17 protein-coding genes are annotated in these 18,787 nt (G+C 40.9%); 7 read left to right on the top strand and 10 right to left on the bottom strand.

What is annotated here, in order from left to right:
• Positions 1-34: 34 nt before the first annotated feature.
• The 4 genes from psb27 to V7K15_RS20355 all read right to left on the bottom strand — a co-directional run bounded on the left by psb27 (position 35) and on the right by V7K15_RS20355 (position 3,169).
• Positions 35-439 (bottom strand): photosystem II protein Psb27, encoded by a 405-nt coding sequence (psb27, locus tag V7K15_RS20370; protein ID WP_334908148.1) that lies wholly within the window; start codon positions 437-439, stop codon positions 35-37.
• A gap of 239 nt (positions 440-678) precedes the next feature.
• Positions 679-1,359 carry a phosphatase PAP2 family protein gene (locus V7K15_RS20365; RefSeq protein WP_334908146.1) on the bottom strand — a complete coding sequence of 227 codons (681 nt, stop codon included), beginning with the start codon at positions 1,357-1,359 and terminating at the stop codon, positions 679-681.
• Between the two features lie 147 nt (positions 1,360-1,506).
• Complete coding sequence (locus V7K15_RS20360; protein ID WP_334908144.1) at positions 1,507-2,250, bottom strand: COG4705 family protein; 744 nt, start codon at positions 2,248-2,250, stop codon at positions 1,507-1,509.
• A gap of 151 nt (positions 2,251-2,401) precedes the next feature.
• The gene (locus V7K15_RS20355) at positions 2,402-3,169 is read right to left on the bottom strand and encodes a COG4705 family protein (protein WP_334908142.1); all 768 of its coding nucleotides are present in this window, start codon (positions 3,167-3,169) and stop codon (positions 2,402-2,404) included.
• Positions 3,170-3,577: 408 nt separating this feature from the next.
• On the opposite strand from V7K15_RS20355, the gene V7K15_RS20350 reads away from it, so the two are divergent.
• Positions 3,578-4,072, top strand: a complete 495-nt coding sequence (locus V7K15_RS20350) for a PepSY domain-containing protein (RefSeq protein WP_334908140.1) — start codon at positions 3,578-3,580, stop codon at positions 4,070-4,072.
• A gap of 23 nt (positions 4,073-4,095) precedes the next feature.
• Here the strand turns inward: V7K15_RS20350 and V7K15_RS20345 are convergent, their stop codons facing one another.
• The 5 genes from V7K15_RS20345 to V7K15_RS20325 all read right to left on the bottom strand — a co-directional run bounded on the left by V7K15_RS20345 (position 4,096) and on the right by V7K15_RS20325 (position 9,330).
• Positions 4,096-5,328 carry a sensor histidine kinase gene (locus tag V7K15_RS20345; protein WP_334908138.1) on the bottom strand — a complete coding sequence of 411 codons (1,233 nt, stop codon included), beginning with the start codon at positions 5,326-5,328 and terminating at the stop codon, positions 4,096-4,098.
• 191 nt (positions 5,329-5,519) lie between these two features.
• A complete protein-coding gene (locus V7K15_RS20340; RefSeq protein WP_334908136.1) occupies positions 5,520-6,194 on the bottom strand; it encodes a response regulator transcription factor in 675 nt (224 codons plus the stop codon).
• Positions 6,195-6,282: 88 nt separating this feature from the next.
• Positions 6,283-7,425, bottom strand: a complete 1,143-nt coding sequence (cofH, locus tag V7K15_RS20335) for a 7,8-didemethyl-8-hydroxy-5-deazariboflavin synthase subunit CofH (RefSeq protein ID WP_334908134.1) — start codon at positions 7,423-7,425, stop codon at positions 6,283-6,285.
• A gap of 254 nt (positions 7,426-7,679) precedes the next feature.
• Positions 7,680-8,849 (bottom strand): hypothetical protein, encoded by a 1,170-nt coding sequence (locus V7K15_RS20330; protein WP_334908132.1) that lies wholly within the window; start codon positions 8,847-8,849, stop codon positions 7,680-7,682.
• A gap of 289 nt (positions 8,850-9,138) precedes the next feature.
• A complete protein-coding gene (locus V7K15_RS20325) occupies positions 9,139-9,330 on the bottom strand; it encodes a CbtB domain-containing protein (RefSeq protein WP_334908130.1) in 192 nt (63 codons plus the stop codon).
• A gap of 805 nt (positions 9,331-10,135) precedes the next feature.
• Between V7K15_RS20325 and V7K15_RS20320 the strand changes: the two genes are divergently transcribed.
• The 5 genes from V7K15_RS20320 (at position 10,136) to msrA (ending at position 15,417) form a co-directional block, all read left to right on the top strand.
• Positions 10,136-11,161: a multicopper oxidase domain-containing protein gene (locus V7K15_RS20320; RefSeq protein ID WP_334908128.1), complete on the top strand. Its 1,026-nt coding sequence runs from the start codon at positions 10,136-10,138 to the stop codon at positions 11,159-11,161.
• Between the two features lie 163 nt (positions 11,162-11,324).
• Positions 11,325-12,356, top strand: coding sequence for a helix-hairpin-helix domain-containing protein (locus V7K15_RS20315; RefSeq protein WP_334908126.1), 1,032 nt, complete (start codon positions 11,325-11,327; stop codon positions 12,354-12,356).
• Between the two features lie 187 nt (positions 12,357-12,543).
• A complete protein-coding gene (locus tag V7K15_RS20310) occupies positions 12,544-12,978 on the top strand; it encodes a ferritin-like domain-containing protein (protein ID WP_334908124.1) in 435 nt (144 codons plus the stop codon).
• A gap of 211 nt (positions 12,979-13,189) precedes the next feature.
• Positions 13,190-14,158: an FTR1 family iron permease gene (locus V7K15_RS20305; RefSeq protein WP_334908122.1), complete on the top strand. Its 969-nt coding sequence runs from the start codon at positions 13,190-13,192 to the stop codon at positions 14,156-14,158.
• Positions 14,159-14,814: 656 nt separating this feature from the next.
• A complete protein-coding gene (gene msrA / locus V7K15_RS20300) occupies positions 14,815-15,417 on the top strand; it encodes a peptide-methionine (S)-S-oxide reductase MsrA (RefSeq protein WP_334908120.1) in 603 nt (200 codons plus the stop codon).
• A gap of 54 nt (positions 15,418-15,471) precedes the next feature.
• On the opposite strand, the gene V7K15_RS20295 is transcribed toward msrA, so the two are convergent.
• Complete coding sequence (locus tag V7K15_RS20295) at positions 15,472-16,401, bottom strand: ABC transporter substrate-binding protein (protein ID WP_334908118.1); 930 nt, start codon at positions 16,399-16,401, stop codon at positions 15,472-15,474.
• Positions 16,402-17,173: 772 nt separating this feature from the next.
• Here V7K15_RS20295 and V7K15_RS20290 point away from each other — a divergent pair.
• Positions 17,174-18,673, top strand: coding sequence for a family 10 glycosylhydrolase (locus V7K15_RS20290; protein ID WP_334908116.1), 1,500 nt, complete (start codon positions 17,174-17,176; stop codon positions 18,671-18,673).
• Positions 18,674-18,787: the final 114 nt, after the last annotated feature.

Raw genomic sequence — 18,787 nt, 5'->3', positions numbered from 1 at the left:
TAATATTTTTGACTCTTGAATATTGATGCTGGAGTTAACCGCCACGCTTCAGCGCCATCTCTACCTGCTGTAACTCCTTATCTAAACGATTTTTGAGTTTTTCGGGTACAGGACGATTTGGGTAAGAACTGTAGTGTCCAGCTAGGGAGTTGAGGGCTGTTCGCATGGTTGTAAAGGAGCCAAGACCAGAAACAGAGTTAACTCGCTGATAGCGAGCTGAAAAGTCAGTAATTTTTTGACGCGCTTCTGCTTGAACTGCTGCTTTGTCTGGTGAATCTTGTGATACATCCAGAGCTTGTCTCATAACATTGACCACAGCTAAGGTGTCTTGGCGATAATCCCCAGTCAAACTATCTGGACTGCCAGAACAGCCCATTAAGCCGATACCTACAACCAAAACCAGCGCAAGCAAACGCGACCAATAGCGCTTCATATGCATTAAGTAAAAGAATACGTAAATTAATGTCCATCGTAACTTGAATTGGTATCTTGGGGATCAATTTAGTTAGGAGTAGGTGAGGGGACAGGGCTGTTTCATTCACTAAAAGGCGCTCATTTACAAGCATCTTGGGCAAAAAATCAGGTGATTAAAAAATTTGATCGGACAATTATCATTGCAACGCCAACTCTTGGAGAGCCTTTGTCAAGAGTTTGTGAGTTAGAGTCATCTAACTTTCCCTACCTCAATCTTTGCAATTTAAGCATCGTAATACATATCATCAGCCACAAAAAACCGACTCCATAACCTGCAATTATGTCTGTAGGCCAATGGACTCCTAAATACAAGCGGCTGATACCAATAGCAGCAATTAAAATAACTGTCAAACTATAAATAACTTTGGCCAAATCAGGATAGTGAGTTGCCAATTCGTAAGCAATAAAACCATAAAGCACCATAGAACCTAGTGCATGGCCACTAGGAAAACTAAAAGATTTTTCAGAAATTAACTGATGCCACAGTTCAGGGCGAGGTTTAGAAAAACACAACTTTAGCCCTGTATTTAAAATTAAAGCTCCCAAGCAAGCAATTACAAAAACTTTTGCTTCTTCTCGGTAACGTCGCCACCAAAGTAACAAGACGGTAACGCCTGCAACTATAACTACTGTATTAGGATTACCCAAATTTGTAATCAACAGCATGAAATTATCTAAATTTGGATTGGCGAACTGATGTAGCCATAACAAAAAAGTAGTATCAAATGCAAAAGCTTCTCGCTCTAAAACCTCTTCAACCAGTTTTGCTAAAACAAAAAGGATGAGCAGACAACTAGCAAGTCCGACAATACCAATTGTGGCAATTAAGGGAGCTAAACGAGGATGTATATAACGCAACCAGAAATTAGAAACTTGTCGGAGCATAGTTTAATGTCATTCATCCTTAAAAAACCCAGCCACCGTTAGTCTTCTCTGCTTTAGAGTTGTGAACAGGATAACAAACTCCAAGTATTGACACAAGAACTAAAGATGAGCCGATAGTACCAAAATCGAGTATATGCTTAAACGCAATCACTCAAATGGGTGACGCACTTTTTTCTCCTTTCGCACGGAAAAGAATAGGACAACTGCCAGCAGGATAAAGGCGATCGCTGAAGCATATTCCCTTGGGAGTGATAGACCGCCACTTTTGACTGGTTTGGTCAGAAAATCTCCGAAGGTGGCTCCGAAGGGACGTGTGAAGATGAACGCGAGCCAGAATAGGAGGATATCACTCAACTTTGTTACGTAGTGAAGGGCAATGACAACACCAATGACGCTGGCTGTCACAAATGCGCCCTGAATATAGCTTAGTCCCAAGTTGCTTGTCAGAAAGTCACCAAAGGCTGTTCCCAAACTGTTGGAGAACACGACAGCCAGCCAATAAGTGGTTTCTGCATCTTTCCTGATGATCGGATAAACGCTCAGATCGCGATCGCGGTAGTACCAGATGGTAAGAACGCTCAGGAGACCGGCTACCAGAATAAGCGATCCCACTGCGTAGCCCAGCCCAAGAGATCGATCCATCAAGTCTGAAACTTCGGTTCCGGCTGTGGTTGTCGCAATGATGGCCGCCCAATAAAGGGCTGGACGATATCTGTCAGATTGAATTTGAAAAAACAGGAGAATAGCCAGAATGGTGAACGTTACGGCAAAGCCTATGTAATACCCTAGTCCAAGAGACATTGAGATGAAGTCACCTGCCGTTTCGCCAAGCGTCGTGGCGATGATCTTCATGATCCAGAAGAAAATTGTGACTTTTGCAACTTTGTTCATTTCTTTTTCACAATAAAAAATAGTAAGTCATCCTAGAGAGTGCTGACTGTTACTGTGATCGCTTTGCTCGCAGCAAGCATCGCAAATTACCACCAAATTACTAGGTCATAAACAGATAAATGCCCAAGTTTAGAAGGCGATCAATCGCTAATTAGTCTTGTCGGTCAATCGGCAGTAAGGCTGGCTTCTTCTGCTTAAGGCTTAAGTAAATAACCAGGCTTACGATTATAGAGAGAAAAAGCATACTGGTTCCGACCGTACCAAAACCGAAGCCTCCATTTATAGGAGATTGAGATAGTAAATCACCCATAGATGCTCCAAGCGGACGAGTCAAGATGTAAGCTAACCAGAATGCCAAAACTGCATTCATGCGGAAGTAATAATAAGCGATCGCTATAATTGCAATTGAAGCGCCAAATATCAGTGCCGATTGTGCATAACCCAGTCCCAAAGACTCTCCTAAGAGGTCTCCTGTTGCAGTGCCCAAGGCAAACGTAAACAAAACAGCTACCCAATAAAAAAGCTCTCTTTTAGCTGTATTTATGGAGTGCATGGCTAATGTCTTTTCGTTGGAATACCAGAGCGCAAAAACTACCAACAAAGAAATACTAAAAATTACAGTAGTTGTCACCAAACTAACTCCAAGTTCGTCTACCAATCTATCAGTGATCAGTGTGCCAACGATACTTATCAAAACGACTACAAACCAAAAACTTGCTGGAATATAGTGTTTAAGCTTAAACTGATTCAACAGCGCAATCAGTAACACGCCGCTCATAATGTAGGATGTAACGCCTAAACCAAGGTGCAGGGTTGCTGATAAAAAATCTGCTGCGGTTTCACCTACCGTGGTTGCCAGAATCTTAATAATCCAGAAGTAAATTGTAACCTCTGGAACCCTGTTTAACATCTTATTCATAATCTTTCTCCTTCTTGATTTTTCCGTAGAAGTGAGATTACATCACATCTTAAAGTTAGCTGTGTTGTCAGAAATTAGTGAGTGATTGTACTTTACACAGCAAAAGTCAAGAAATAGTCAAGATTTGACTGAAAACGGAATTTTATTAGAATATAGGCACTAAAAATATAGCGGTTCTCAGTTGAGTGAAGTACAAGAACCCCACCCCCAACCCCCTCCCCGCAAGCGAGGGAGGGGGCTATGATGTACTTCATGTCATTAGGAAATGCTATAGCTGAAATATCTACTTAAAAGTTAATTTCACCATTTGATATTTAATTTATTGAAATCAAAATAATCTTGACTATTTCTTGACTTTTATTACCTACTATGAAAATACAAACCCAGAATTACAGGGATTTTACAAGTATGAAAACTTCAACAAAAATCATTTTGGCAGCAGCTTTTGTTGGTACTTTGGGATTTGCTGGATTGTCGAGGGTTGTGTCTGCAAAACAACCACAATCTTTCGTAGCAATTTCGCGTCAGGATCATAGCGCTACCCAAGTTGCTGAAGCTAGTGATGGTGACGGTGAAACCAAAGGCGATGCACAAGAACAGCAAGAAGCAGCAAAACTGCAACCGCTAGCTAAAATTACAGCAAAACAAGCACAGCAAGCAGCTGAAACATCTGTGGGAGGTAAAGCCAAAAGTATCAAAATCGAAAATGAAGATGGCAACTTAATTTATGCTGTAGAAATTGGTCAGCAAGAAGTTACAGTAGATGCTGGTAATGGCAAAGTTCTCTATGTTGAAAATGCCAATCAACAAGATGAGAAGAATGAAGCCACTCGTCCCAAGAGTAGTATTCAAGTTAAAGAAAGTAGTGATGGCGATCGTGAAACCAATGATGATGGCAAATAACCAGGAAACTTAAAATCACATTGTCAAGAAGTTGATAAACGCACAGTAAAACAACTACCAACTCCTAATTGACTTGTAATACTAATTAATCCACCATGATTTTGAGCAATGGCTTGAGCGATCGCTAGCCCTAAACCAGAACCACCTGACCAATAAGAACGAGACTGATCTGCTCGCCAAAAACGCTCAAAAACCTTGTCGATATACTCTGGTGCAATTCCCACGCCCGTATCTTGCACATTCACATAAAGCTGGGAACCGACATGACTAGTTTTAATTTGAACTACGCCTCCTGATGGTGTATAGTAAAGTGCATTTTCAACTAAATTAGTAAACAGTCGGGTTAATTGAACTGAATCACCTATTAGCTGAAGATTAGCAATTAATTGAAATTTCAAGTTAATTTGCTTGGCTTCAGCTTGAGGTTTATACAGTTGTATTAGGTTCTCTAATATTGACGTTAAATTGAGACTATCCCTATTCTGAGTGGGAACTTTATCAGTACGTGCCAAGAACAGTAAGTCTTCTGTGAGGCGAGTCATCTGGTTAGTAGCGCTAGCGATCGCCTGAAACTTTTCTGCATCTTTTGGCCCGATTTCTTCTGGATATTCTAACGGCAACTCAGCATTAATTTTGATTGCCATTAACGGACTGCGTAGTTCGTGGGAAGCATCAGCAGTAAACTGTTTGAGTCTTTCAAAACTCTCTTCAATGGGTTGCATTGCTTGACGAGTTAGTAAAATTCCGCCAATACTACTAAGAAGCAAAGTTATAATAATCCCGCCGCCTAATCCCCAGTCCAGTTTTTGGAGGGTTTCATCAAATTCTTCTAAAGATTGACTCACCCTCACATACCCAACTAACTTACCATTATCGCTCTTGATAATTGGTACAGTCACTGCTTGAATAGGAATTTTGCCAATCTGAACTTGTAGCATTTTGTTTGGTAACAAGGGTAAAGCTAAAACAGTTTGTCCTTGTTGGCTAATCAAATTTCCCTGAGTATCAAACCACTGTAATGCTTGATGATAAGCAATTAAGTCTTTTGGACGAAAGTCGCTTTCAATCGTCAGGCGACCTTTTTCAAACTCGACATTTGCAGCAGCACCTTTCCCTATGGCTGTGAGTTTATCTGTGATTTGTTCAGTCAGACTGCGAGTGAAAGCAAATCGGACTGCGATCGCAAATATTCCCAGCAGCGATGCAAACACTACTAAGTAAGACAACAATAAACGATATCTGATTCTTTGAAACACATTATTTTCTACTATTAAATTGTTAATTATTAAATTAAAAATTGACTAATATTAATCAATTATGGTGGTTTAAGTTCCATAGCAACTAACAAGACATTCGGCGAGCATTCTATCGAGTAACGGCAAGTTTTATGGCTTTTTCTAAATCCCCCTTACAAAACTTAATTACGAATTACGAATTACGAATTATTCTACTTGTGTCCTAGACGATAACCAATCCCATAGATATTTTCAATCAATTCCTCTGAACTTCCATATACTCTAAGTTTATTCCGCAAATTTGTAATATGAGTTTTAATACTTCCTTCTCCCGAAGATTTATCAAAGTCCCACAGTTTATCAAGAATTACAGAACGAGTCACAACTTGATTTGGGTTTCTCAAAAAATATTCTAATATCAGATATTCTTTAGGAGTTAATGATATTATATTTCCTCTATAAGTTACCTGTTGAGTTGCTGGGTCTAGTTGCAAATCACCGTGGATTAAAATCTGGGGACGAATCTCTGGAGTTCTTCTAGCTAAAGCCCTGATGTGTGCTGCTAACTCTTTTAAGTCAAATGGCTTAACCAAGTAATCATCAGCACCAGCATCAAGTCCGATAATTTTATCGTCTGTTGTATCTCGTGCCGTCAGCATTAAAATCAGAACATTAGATGAAGCATCGCGTAAACGCTTACAGAGAGTGATTCCATCTAATTTAGGAAGCATTAAATCTAACAAAATTAGCTCATATAATCCTGATTGCGACCATTGCCAAGCTTCTAAACCATCAGTTGTTATATCCACAATATGGTATTGTCGTCTTAAAAACTCGGCTAATGGCTTTGCAATGCGATCGTCATCTTCAACTATCAAAATTCTCATAATGCTCCACCTCTAAATTATCTACAGAGTCAAGAGATTAAAGAGGAATTTTTCACCAAAATTTTTACCCACCTTAAAAGGGCTACTCTTAACTCCTAACTTTTTGATAAAGAGTATCGCGTTGTTGGTAAGGTCTTTCTAAAGAAGCGATCGCAGCTTGCAAAGTTTCCACTTCCATACACGTACCGCCCAAAGCACCTGCCATTGTGGTAATATGTTCTTCCATTAATGTGCCGCCGATATCGTTGCAACCCCAAACTAACGCTTCGGTTGCACCAACAAGCCCCAGTTTTACCCAACTCTGCTGATGGTTAGGAATCCAATTACCTAAGTAAATCCGCGCCACAGCCCCTAGCAGCAGTGCATCCGTTAAAACTGGTTGATCGCGTCCGACACGGCGACGTAAGGATTTGGGCGCTTCTTGTCCAACGAAAGGTAATAAAATAAACTCTGTGATCCTTGCTGGATATCCCTGATTAATGGCGGTTTTTTGGAGCGATCGCAATTTTTCTAAATGCCCGATTTGCTGTTCGTGGGTTTCAATATGCCCAGATAACATGGTGCTGGTGGTATGCAAGCCTAATTTGTGAGCTGTACTAACAATTTCTAGCCAAGTGGTTGTGTCAATTTTCTCTGGACATAGTATTCGCCTAACTTCATCGTCTAACACTTCAGCTGCTGTTCCCGGCATTGAGCCAACACCAGCATCGCGCAAAGCAGTAATCACATCAGCATATTCAAGTCCATCAAGTCTGGCGATAAATTCTACTTCCTGGGGAGAGAAAGCATGTAAATGTATCTGGGGAAATTCCTGTTTAATGGTTTCTACTACCTTGAGATAGTAGGGCAAAGATTTGCCATTTATCTGCGCTTGTGGATTTAATCCGCCCTGCATACAAATTTCCGTCGCACCCCGTAGCACCGCATCTGTCGCTTTTTCCAAAATTTGTGCCGAATCTAACCAGTATGCATCGGCATCACCATCATCTCGACGGAATGCACAAAAACTACAGTGTTGCTCACAAATATTAGTAAAGTTGATATTACGATTAATTATGTATGTAACCGTATCGCCTGCTTGAGTGTGGCGGAGTGTGTCGGATGTAGCACGTATTGCGGCGATTGCCTCCGCGTCAGTTTGTTGTAACAATACGACTCCCTCTTCCAGAGATAAGTCGTATCCCATCAATGCACGTTCAAGAATTTTTTCAACAGCAATTTCTGTCAGCATTACTTTGTTAATTTCTCAGTTTTATAGTTTATATAACCCATTAACAAAAAAAATAGTGTGGTTTTACCACAACTATTTTGATTTATTAATACACATCTTTGTAAGTAGGTAGGCGTAATTAAATATAAGATCCAACCTCACCCTCAATCCCTCTCCGTGAGTTCGGAGAGGGAAGCCGGAGGCAGGGTGAGGTTTTATATTTAGTTTGACCCACTTACTTATTAGCGGGAATGCTTAGTAAAGCTCTGCTATTACTAATTTACCCTTGCTGGTGGTGTTCGTCGATGTTGTATTAGCAATCCAATCGCCATACCAATGCCGACAAAGGCTGTAAAGTAGAATAAACCAATCAATCGGATATAAATTGGTGGTGCGATCGCTTCAACTTCAACTTCTTGCGCTACTTTCACTGGTAAAAATTGACGCTTAGATCCTGGTAGAGGAGTTGCTTCCACCTCAATTTTGTGGGGTGAACCATCAAAAAATTGTTCAAGCCATGTTAACTTACCTTGTTCGTCGGGAATACCTTTGTAGTCAAAGACTGTTAAATTATGTTCTGTGGCGATCGCTTTTACCTGCAATCCTACATCTGTGATCGGTTGTCCGGTTGCGGTATCTTTCACCTGTAGCCCTAAATTTGCAAGTTTTCCGACAGTTGCGTTTTTATCTCCGTCAAGGCTAATTTCCAATCCCTGAGATTTTTCAGATGATGGTGCAATCGCTTCGGGACTATTTGAGTGGTGTTCGCTACCATGAGCATCGGCAACTTCTGCACTAATGTTAATAACTAATAGAGTTACTATAGCCACTACTGTCAATGCACTTAATAAAAGCCGTACTGACTGTGGTGCAATTTCACCTTGTTGTATTTCTTCTTGTCCGCCAATAACCCAACCACCCAACAATCCAAGTGATACTAAAATAGCTGCAATCACAGCAAAATATTTATATTTGATCGGATTTTCCCGGACATTCAGATTTAAAGTTTGTTGATATGGAGCAAAAGCATTTGCTACCAAAGGTGACACATTCACCCGCAGTTGATAATTACCACGGATCGGTAACATCTGCTGAATTTCCAGCTTACCATTAGGTGCAGTGGCATTTATTTGCAACAATTTTGTTCCCTCGACAATCGGAAAATCTGTTGTTAACCAAGGATTACGCGGCGGCGTCAGAATTTGTAAACTAATTTTGGAATTTTCTAAAGGTTTACCCCCAGCATCAACAGCTTGTAACGTCAGAGTAACGGGAGATTGTGGTTTTTTTGCCTCTGCTTCAAAGGGGAGAATACGTTCTAAAGGTGGGTTGGTGGAGAGTAGCACTCTGGATGTAGGAATTTGAGAACTCCCCACAAAGGAATAAAAAATTGACAACGTGATGCAAACAGCGCTGATAACTCCAAAAAGTCGATATTTTTTCATAAAAACTGATGGTAAATGTGAAATTCATGTACTTTCTACAACTGAAACCTTAATTGCAGTGGATGAAAGTTACTCAAGATTATTATTACTAACTAGAAGAATTCCAGTCAAAGAATTAGCCATAAAGTTAAGGTGATGTAGAGATGGTAAACAAAACATCTCTACAAAACCTAAAAGTTATTTCCAAGCAAAAACACTGGCACGAAATCCCCGCTATTTTAGCGTCGTAACTTTGTTATGTTACCTAGCAAAGCTTGATTCACCTAAAAAATCTGGGGATTATGAGAATTTAGTGACATGCAACGCCTAATGTGTGGTGACGCGCTGAGTGTGTTGTGTTATGAGCCGCAGGATAAGTAGAAAACAACACAGTCCAGATAACTAAAGAAGATAGCAGCATATAGAGCGTTACCTGCACAGGCTTGGATAAGGTAATACCTGCGGTCTTCTGCAATACTGGGATATGAGAAAAAGTAGTCATTTTTGACCTCCTATAATAACTTTGGGTGATTCATCAATCAAAGGGGATGATGCCGCCTGATTGCAAAAAGATATACGATCAACTTTGTATTTGGCAAGTGTGTATCAAATGTCTTATGTAAATCGGCTTTAGTGAATACTATACTATTCTTTGAACATCGGCTGATCACGATGCAGAAATCTACACATAAAGTCCATACAAATAACAAAAGAATCACACATGGTTTCGAGTGACAGCATTTTCAACGCTGATCACACAAAGGTAACAGATAAAAATTAAAAATAGTCATGTTGCCAAGCATCCAAAATTCCTTGAAATGCAATTTATATTATTTTTAAGCCAATTAAATACGCCAGAGATTACTGATAGTTTCTTACTTGCGTCCATATCCAAGGTGCTATTATACTCACTCTTTCTACTCCAAGTACTCCTAAAGCAATAAGCATAAGTACCTGTGCAAAATTAATTTCATACTAACATCGCCTGAAATGCTTGTAAAACCTTGATTATAGGTTAAATAAATTTCTAAATAATTTTGCCTGACTACTTATCAGGAATAGGCATAAAACAATTAGTTTTCTATTGATATTATTAATACACTAATTAAAGTACAAATACCGTTAAAAATCAGGAATTTGCCTGGAGTGTTCAGGGACTGATTCTCGCTTGCTCTAGATTTGATAACTTCAGTAGCAGTTTTTAAGCACTCTAAAATTATTGACAATAATTATTAATTCCTCTAAGATTTAAAAGCAATTGCAAAAAATTTGCAATTTTTTTTTGGCGCTAACCGTAACAAAATCTCATGCCCAACAACTTCGCTCTAGGTAACGAAAAACCTTGGAGCCGCCGTCAATTATTGAAGCTGGGACTAGCAGGTGCTGGAGTAACTGGTGCAGCTGGACTTTGGCAGATGCTAAATCTACAAAGTCAGTCAATCGTCAAAGTGCCACCACTGGATATGGACTCACCAGACGACGTTACTAACCCGATGAAGATGTTAAGGAATTTTGATTATGGGACGGTGAAGCAAGAGAATGGGCGGACTATCCGGGAATTTCAGTTAACTGCTGGTACTTCCATTATAAAACTCAATAGTGCTGTTTCTTACAACATTTGGGATTTAAATGGTCGCATACCAGGGCCAACGCTACGGGCAAAACAGGGCGATCGCATCCGCATACTATTTCTCAACAACGCGGGACATTCTCATTCTTTGCATTTTCATGGGGTTCATCCGGCAGAAATGGATGGAGTTCGCCCCATCAGGAATGGTAGTGCGACAATTTATGAATTTGATGCTGAACCCTATGGTGTACACTTGTACCACTGTCATATTCAACCAGTGACCCGTCACATCGCCAAGGGGTTGTACGGGATGTTTATCATCGATCCACCGACTCCCCGTCCCCCGGCTGATGAAATTGTATTAGTTATGGGTGGTTATGACGTGAATGATGATAGCCATAATGACTATTACGCCTTCAACGGTCTGCCCCACTATTACATGGATCATCCCATTCAGATTTACAAAGATCAGTTGATTCGGCTGTATGTCCTCAACATCATTGAATACGATCCGGCAGTGACGTTTCATCTCCACGCCAACTTCTTTGATGTCTATCGCTACGGGATGAGTATGACTGCTAGCGAGAAAACTGATGTGATTACGATGGGTGTAGCAGAAAGGCACATCTTGGAATTTGCTTTTCGCTACCCAGGTAAGTATATGTTCCATCCCCATCAGGATGCGATCGCAGAAAACGGTTGCATGGGTCAATTTGAAGTACTTGCTGAGAGTAACTTTCAAAACCCTGTTAAAAATTCCTAACCAGATAATTAATAATTCGCAAAAAGTTTTAAAACAACTATTTGATAAAAAATATCATTATGTGCGACAGTAAAATCTATGACAATGTGTCAAACATAACTAGCTTCTAGTAATAGTTTTAAATGTTTCAATTTATACCTTTTTCTTTGTGTGAGGACTAAAGATGATAAAACTTCGTTATATCTGTTTAACAGCAGCAGCAGCTCTAATAGTTACCTTGAGTTCCTGTACCAGTAGACCAATTGCAGAAAATCCATCAGCACCAGTTGTTAGCCCTCAAGCTACAGAGGCAGTAAGTAATAACAGTCATAGTAATCACGCTAGCAAAGAAAAAATTAACATTAACACTGCGATATTGTCAGAATTGGATAAGTTTGAAGCTAAACTAGGCGTTCCGGCTTTATCGAACAAAATCCAGGCAAATCGTCCCTATGGCAGCCCAGAAGATTTAGTTACGAAGAAAGTTGTCACCCAAGAGCAGTTCAATCAAATTAAAGACCAGGTTGGTGTTCAAGAAGTGGTACTAACAGGTGAGGCCAAAGATATTGACTATATGACTAAATTAGGCTTAATGAAAGGGCATCTTTTAGTAGCAAAAGAACTCCTGGATCAGAATCAGCCGAAACAAGCAGAACCTCATATTGGACATCCAGTTGAGGAGATTTACGTTGATGTAGAAGAACAGTTGAATGAGCGTAAAGTTAAAGAATTTAAGACAACTTTAGTGAGTTTGCAAGATTTAGTGAAATCTAGTGCTAAGGATAGCAAAGTTAAAACTAGTTTTGCTTCTTCAATGCAAGCAGTTGATTCTGCGATCGCAGCTTTGCCAGAAACTCAACGCTCAAAACCAGGATTTGGGTTACAGGTAATTAACGAACTACTAGATTCAGCTAACTCCGAATATGGCGCTGCGATCGCAGATGGTAAAATAACCGCCCCAATTGAGTATCAAGACTCCCGTGGTTTTGTCTTTTACGCCAATGAATTATACAAAGGAATTTCTAGTCAAATAGCTCAAGCAGATCCCGAAGCACACAAAGCGATCGATACTAGTTTCGCTGAACTCATAACAGTTTGGCCTGCCGCCATTCCACCAGCAAAAGCAGTCAAAACACCTAATGATGTTACCAAGCTGGTGAAAACCATTGAGGAAAACTCTCAAAAAGTGATTGACAAATCCAATACCCAAGCATAGCGACAACACATTGATTTAATGGGAAGCATAGGGTAAAGAGTTTAAAATGAGGAAATCGTTAGGAGTTAGGTAGGAGTTGTGAGTTATGAGTTAAGAATCTGATCTGCTAACTTCCAACTCCTAACTTCTAACTATTATTCCAACTCCTAACTAATTACACTCCATTCATTACTTGAACTAACAACTGATGCAAGAACTTGACCACAAAAAAACCATTGACCTGTTGAACGCCATCATGGAATTTGAACTAGCAGGGGTAGTCCGCTATACACATTATTCTTTGATGGTAACTGGCCCTAACCGTATTCCAATTGTGGGCTTTTTCAAAGCACAGGCGAGTGAATCTTTACTTCATGCCGAACAAGTGGGAGAAATTCTCACCGGTTTAGATGGGCATCCATCGCTGAAAATTGCCCCAATGGAAGAAACCTACCAGCATAAAGTCAAGGATATCTTGGAAGAAAGCTTATCCCATGAAAAAAAGGCATTGGATTTGTATAAAAATCTGCTCGAAACTGTTACTAACGCCAGCATTTATCTGGAAGAATTTGCTCGTGGGATGATTGGGCAAGAAGAGATGCATAATCTCGAACTGAAAAAGATGCTACGCGATTTTAGTTAATAGTCATTAGTCCTTAGTTATTAGTCACTTGTACTGACTTGTACTGAGCGACGTCGTTGGCGCAGCCTCTTGTAGAGAAGTAGCTTTGTCGTTGGCGTACCACTTCGTGGAAGCAAGCTACGCGCAACGTGTCGCAGACAAGCCTCTCGTAGAGAAGTATTAATTCTTGGCTAGGGACTAATGACAAAGGACAAAAGACAAAGGACAAAAGATGAATTTTAGTACTGCTCTACCTACTTTTGTAATCACACTCCGAGAAGGAGTGGAAGCGGCCCTTGTTGTTGGTATTGTGCTAGCTTTGCTGAAAAAAGCTAAACAATCCCGACTGAACTCTTGGGTATATGCTGGTGTCGGCGTTGGCATTGTCGTCAGCGCCTTAATAGGTGTGCTATTCAGTTGGGTAATTCAAGGACTGGGAGCAGTTAATCCTCAATATAGCTCCGTAGTTGAGCCAGCACTAGAAGGTGTCTTTAGTGTGCTAGCGATCGCCATGCTCAGTTGGATGCTAATCTGGATGACTAAACAAGCCAGATTCATGAAAGCTACAGTTGAAGGAGCAGTCACAGAAGCGCTGACACAAAATTCAAATGCTGGTTGGGGTGTTTTTACTTTAATTTTAGTTGCCGTTGTCCGCGAAGGCTTTGAAACTGTTCTGTTCGTTGCGGCTAATTTTCAACAGGGATTAATGCCAGCATTGGGTGCTATTGGTGGTTTGGTAGCGGCATCTGCCATTGGGGTGCTGCTATTTAAATGGGGTGTCAAAATTAACATCCGCCAGTTTTTCCAGGTAATGGGCGTTTTATTAGTGTTGATTGTCGCTGGGTTAGTAGTTTCAGCCTTGAAACATTTTGACGACGCCGTGGCTAACCTTGCCCTTAGCAGTCGGGCTACAGAAAATCTTTGTTTCTATTACGAACGCTTTACTAAAGTCCACTCCTGTATTTTGGGGCCAATGGTTTCAAATACTTCCCCAATCTTGCCTGACGAACAGTTTCCTGGCATTATCCTCAAATCTTTATTTGGTTACAGAGACAATCTCTATCTTGTGCAAGCAGTGGGATATGTGACCTTTTTACTCACCATTGGCGGGCTGTATTTCCGCAGCCTTGGAGGTGCTTCTCCTGAAGGTAAAAAAAATATCCCCTTTGCCCAAAAACCAATTAGTTCTGCAAAGGATTAAAAGCACAGTCAATTTGACAATTTGAGATTTTTGCCTGGTTAAGAGTCTCCCTTGTTCCCACTCTATGACTGGAAATTGGTAATTTTTTTGAATAGATCAAACTCAAAAATAATTTTACTTGACCAATTTCCATCCCAGTTCAAAATGAGTGGTATTAGAGTAATTACAATAACAAATAGGTTGTCTGAAGGTTTATCAAGTCTACTTATCAAGAACCAACGAACCCATCGCCAAAAGTTTTTGATAAGTTTAGCAATCTGCATTTTTCAATCCTGGTATATATAACTAAATAAGGGACTGACAACAAATAAATTATTCAATCTTGTGGGGTGGGCATCTTGCCCGCCTTTGGTTACTGGGCGGGCGAGACGCCCACCCCACAATAAATAATTGGATATTTTTTTATTTGTTAGTCCCTAATCTCAACCCCAGCAAGCATTTCCATCAGCAGCGCTCTAAGTCCGAGAATTCTCACCATCTTCTCACGCAACTTCTAATATCTTTTTAATCTTGCTTTCAGAAATGAATCTTATACTGATACTGATAACAATTCAATAAACAGAGGGCTTTAAAGTCTGATGTCAACTCGCAGTTTTACTCTATCCCGATACTTATTACTCTGCTTGTCGCTCATTTTGCTGACATCTATTGTAATAATGCGTAGTGCGTCCTATGCAATACTTTTTAATCCTGCTACCGATATCTCAACTTCTACAGTTAAGGGAAAACAGACGGCAGTTCTCGCAGGAGGATGCTTTTGGGGAATGGAAGCGGTTTTTGAGCATCTCAAAGGTGTTTCTGATGTTGTCTCCGGCTTTTCTGGTGGTAGTGCAACAACCGCAAACTACGAACTTGTCAGTTCTGGATTGACTGGTCATGCTGAGTCGGTAAAAATAACTTATGATCCATCACAAATCTCATATGAGCAGCTTTTGAAAATTTACTTTCTGGTGGCACATGACCCAACACAGTTGAATCGACAAAGCCCTGACTCAGGGAAGCAATATCGTTCAGTGATTTATTTTGCTAACGACGAGCAGAAGCGGGTCGCCCTTTATTATATCAATCAACTAAACAAAGCACACATCTTTCATAAGCAGATAGTGACTCAACTACTTCCCTTGAATGGTTTTTATCAAGCCGAAGAGTACCATCAAGACTTTATTGACCGCAATCCGAATTACCCTTACGTGGTAGTAAATGACTTGCCGAAGTTGGCTCAACTGCAATCACAGTTCCCCAATATATATAAGAAGTAAGCTTTAATTATTCACGCCCACTTACTTATAAACTGGAAACAAGATTTTAAATGATTATGATGCAATTGAAAACGCTTGTTTAAGCTGCTGACAAGCCTTTTCAATTGCATCTATACTACCTGGATTCACCAGACCATAATAATCAAACACATAAACTCGGTTATTTTTAGTTGCTTGCAGTTGCTGCCAAAAAGCTTCCTTTTTCAACGAATCTAAAAGCGCTACTTCCGAATTCCCTTGCGGGGGATTAACCAAAATTATCACCTCTGGATTTGCTTCTAAAACTTTCTCAGCCGAAAGCGTCACATACCCAGCAATTGGACTTTTTCCTTGTAAATCTGCTGCTATATTTTTCGCCTGGAATTTCGCCAGTAAATCCCCTGCCCAACTATTTTTATTCGGTGCTAAAATTGGTTGACGACTAACCAGCGCTAGAGTAGAAAAACCCTGAGTTGGCTTTTCTGGCAAGAAAGTTTTGTAGCGATTTAACAAAGGCTGAGGATCAGCATCAATTGATTTAGCAAGTGTTTTAGTAAGTTCTTCTAGAGATTCCCAGTTATTCACCTTAGTGAGAAAGGTCGGGATTCCTAGCTGCTGAAGTTTTTGAATTGGAATGTTAGAAAAACCTTCTGCACCAATAACTAAATCTGGTTTGAGTGCTACCACTTTTTCTAAATTTGGCGGACTTTGACCTTCGCTAACACGGGGAATATCCTTGAATCTTGAGTCATTCTTAAATAATCTACTACCAGTGATTCCGACAATTTTTGTTTGATCAAGTCGAGAGATAATGTCAGCAGAAAGAGAAGATAGAGCAACAACTCTTTTGGCTGATCCTTTTGGTAATTGCTGAAAATTTATATTTGTCGTCTCAGTAGGGTTTATGACTTTTGTTTGTGCCTGCTGAGTGCTTGTAGTCGTGCAAGCAGCTAAAACTATACTCATCAAAAGTGCTAAAGCAGATAAGAGCCAACGCCGAGGCATATTAAAATTCCTTCTGGGGTAAAAATGGACTAAGAAGCATATAGCTTGCTGTGTATTCAAGTGTTTTATACTGCCCTGTATGCCTTTATATCTTTAAAAAAAAATGCGGCAACACAAATAGGTGTTTGGCAGTCTTGAAAAATAGGTTTTAAAACCCTTACTACTTAACTATATAATTCGATACACGTTGTCCACAATTATCTGAGTTGGAGTCGATGATTATCGTAAATTAAAGGGTTTAAGCGCGAACGTCAACACGTAGCTCGTCCTGAACGGTTAGGCTCAAACTCCCTTCAGTTATCCTGCAGGAAGTAAGGTACAGTCCTTCCCTGCGGGACGCTACGCGTAGCTTGCTTCCACGTACTCCTGCGGAGGACAAGCTACGCGTAGCGTCCCGTAGGGAAGTGGTACGACAAGCTCTGACTTTTCACTCTTATCTGGAAAACCTCTCTCTTAAAAGGAGAGAGACTTTGAATTTTCCCCCTTCCCGTGTCGGGAAGGGGGCTAGGGGGTTAGGTCTTTCGTAGGCTTTTCTAAATAACGTGAAAAGTCAGCGACAAGCTCAGGAACCGTCGGAGTTTAAATAAAAGTCTGAAACTCTCTTGTCTACGAAACGCTGCGCGAACGGCAAGGTGGCACAGTGAGCCCTTCTCTACGAGAGGCTACGCCAACGGCAAGCTCAGGGTAAGACCTGTCGAACTGCTCAGTGACCACGGGAACAATGGGTGAATTTTGGATTTTGAATTGTTAATGTGTCCATCTACTGGTAGGTATGTCTAACCATTCCTTGAACGTTGCAAGAGCAACATTATTTTGGCGGTGTCTATTCGCTGTTGTTTTCACTAGTAGTTCGTTACTCCCCAACCTTGGAAGCGAACCAGCAAGAGCGCAAGGAACTGAGTATTGTCAGTTATCATCAACGGCAGTGCAAGAAAAAGAAAAGTTGCGTTTGTCAGCCCTCAAAGGCAATGAAGATGCTCAAACGCGCTACCAAAATATGGTAGAAAAACAGGCAGAGGAATTACAGGAGTGCCGCACTCGGACTTGGCCTCAAACCCAAGCCATTTGGTTGCGCTTGTATCCCTGTGACATTCGCCCAGGAACAATTGATCAGATTATGGATCGGATTGTTAACCGTGGCTATAACCAAGTTTATTTGGAAGTATTTTACGACGGACAGGTATTATTGCCAGCAAGAGCTAACCCGACGGTTTGGCCTTCTGTGATTCGCACTCCAGGGGCAGAAAACATGGATATACTCGCCACAGCAATTAAAAAAGGTCGGCAACGCGGTTTAAAGGTCTACGCCTGGATGTTTACCATAAATTTCGGCTATACTTACGCCCAGCGCCGAGATAGAGAAGGTGCGATCGCTCGTAATGGTAAAGGTCAAACGAGCCTATATGTTGTAGATAACGGCTCTCAAGTATTTATCGACCCCTACAACCTGCAAGCAAAACGCGACTACTACCAATTAGTACAACAAGTTTTGCGCCGTCGCCCAGATGGTTTGCTATTGGACTACGTGCGCTATCCCCGACAAGCTGGAAGTGATTCCATCGCCACCAAAGTTTCAGATTTATGGCTATTTACTCCCGCAACCCAAGAAGCTTTATTTAAACGGGCACAGAATTATAAAGGGCTAGACTTGATTCGCCGCTTTTTGAGTAAGGGATACGTCACTGCTGGAGATATAACGGAAATCGATAAACTTTATCCCCAGGAAGCAGAACCCCTCTGGCAAGGACGCATTCCCCCACCAGCACAAAACCCAATCCTGCCTGCAACTGATAGACAGCGACTTTTACAATGGGAGTTGTGGCAGCTTGCCGTTGCCCACGCTATGCAAGGAATTCTAGATTTTGTTAACATCGCTAGTTATCCCGCAAAGCAGCAAGGTATTCCTACAGGAGTGGTGTTTTTTCCTGAAGGCAACCAAACTCTAGGACAAGGCTATGATTCCCGTTTGCAACCTTGGGATCGCTTCCCGACTACATTAGAGTGGCATCCCATGTTATATGCGACTTGCGGTAATCCTAGTTGTATTGTGACGCAAGTGCAACGGGTTTTGAGTATGGCAAAACCGGGTACGCAGATCATCCCGGCCTTAGCTGGTCAGTGGGGAAAATCCGTCAGTAATCGTCCATCGCTAGAAGTACAAATGCAGGCACTTCGACAATTTGCCCCTCAACTCAAGGGAGTTAGCCATTTTGCCTATTCTTGGCAATATCCTGAGAGTGATAGCGATCGCAAATTCTGTCGGGTTAAGTAGATTTATTGCAGAAGTAGTGAAAGGGATCGAATTTCCCTTTCAACTCTCACAAATTCATCCCAAATATCGTAAACACAGGAAAAATGACTTTATCAGCACAGTTTCCGCAGGTTC

The organism is Nostoc sp., assembly GCF_036919815.1.
Taxonomy (GTDB): Bacteria; Cyanobacteriota; Cyanobacteriia; order Cyanobacteriales; family Nostocaceae; genus Nostoc.
This window is presented reverse-complemented; position numbering and strand designations above follow the sequence as displayed.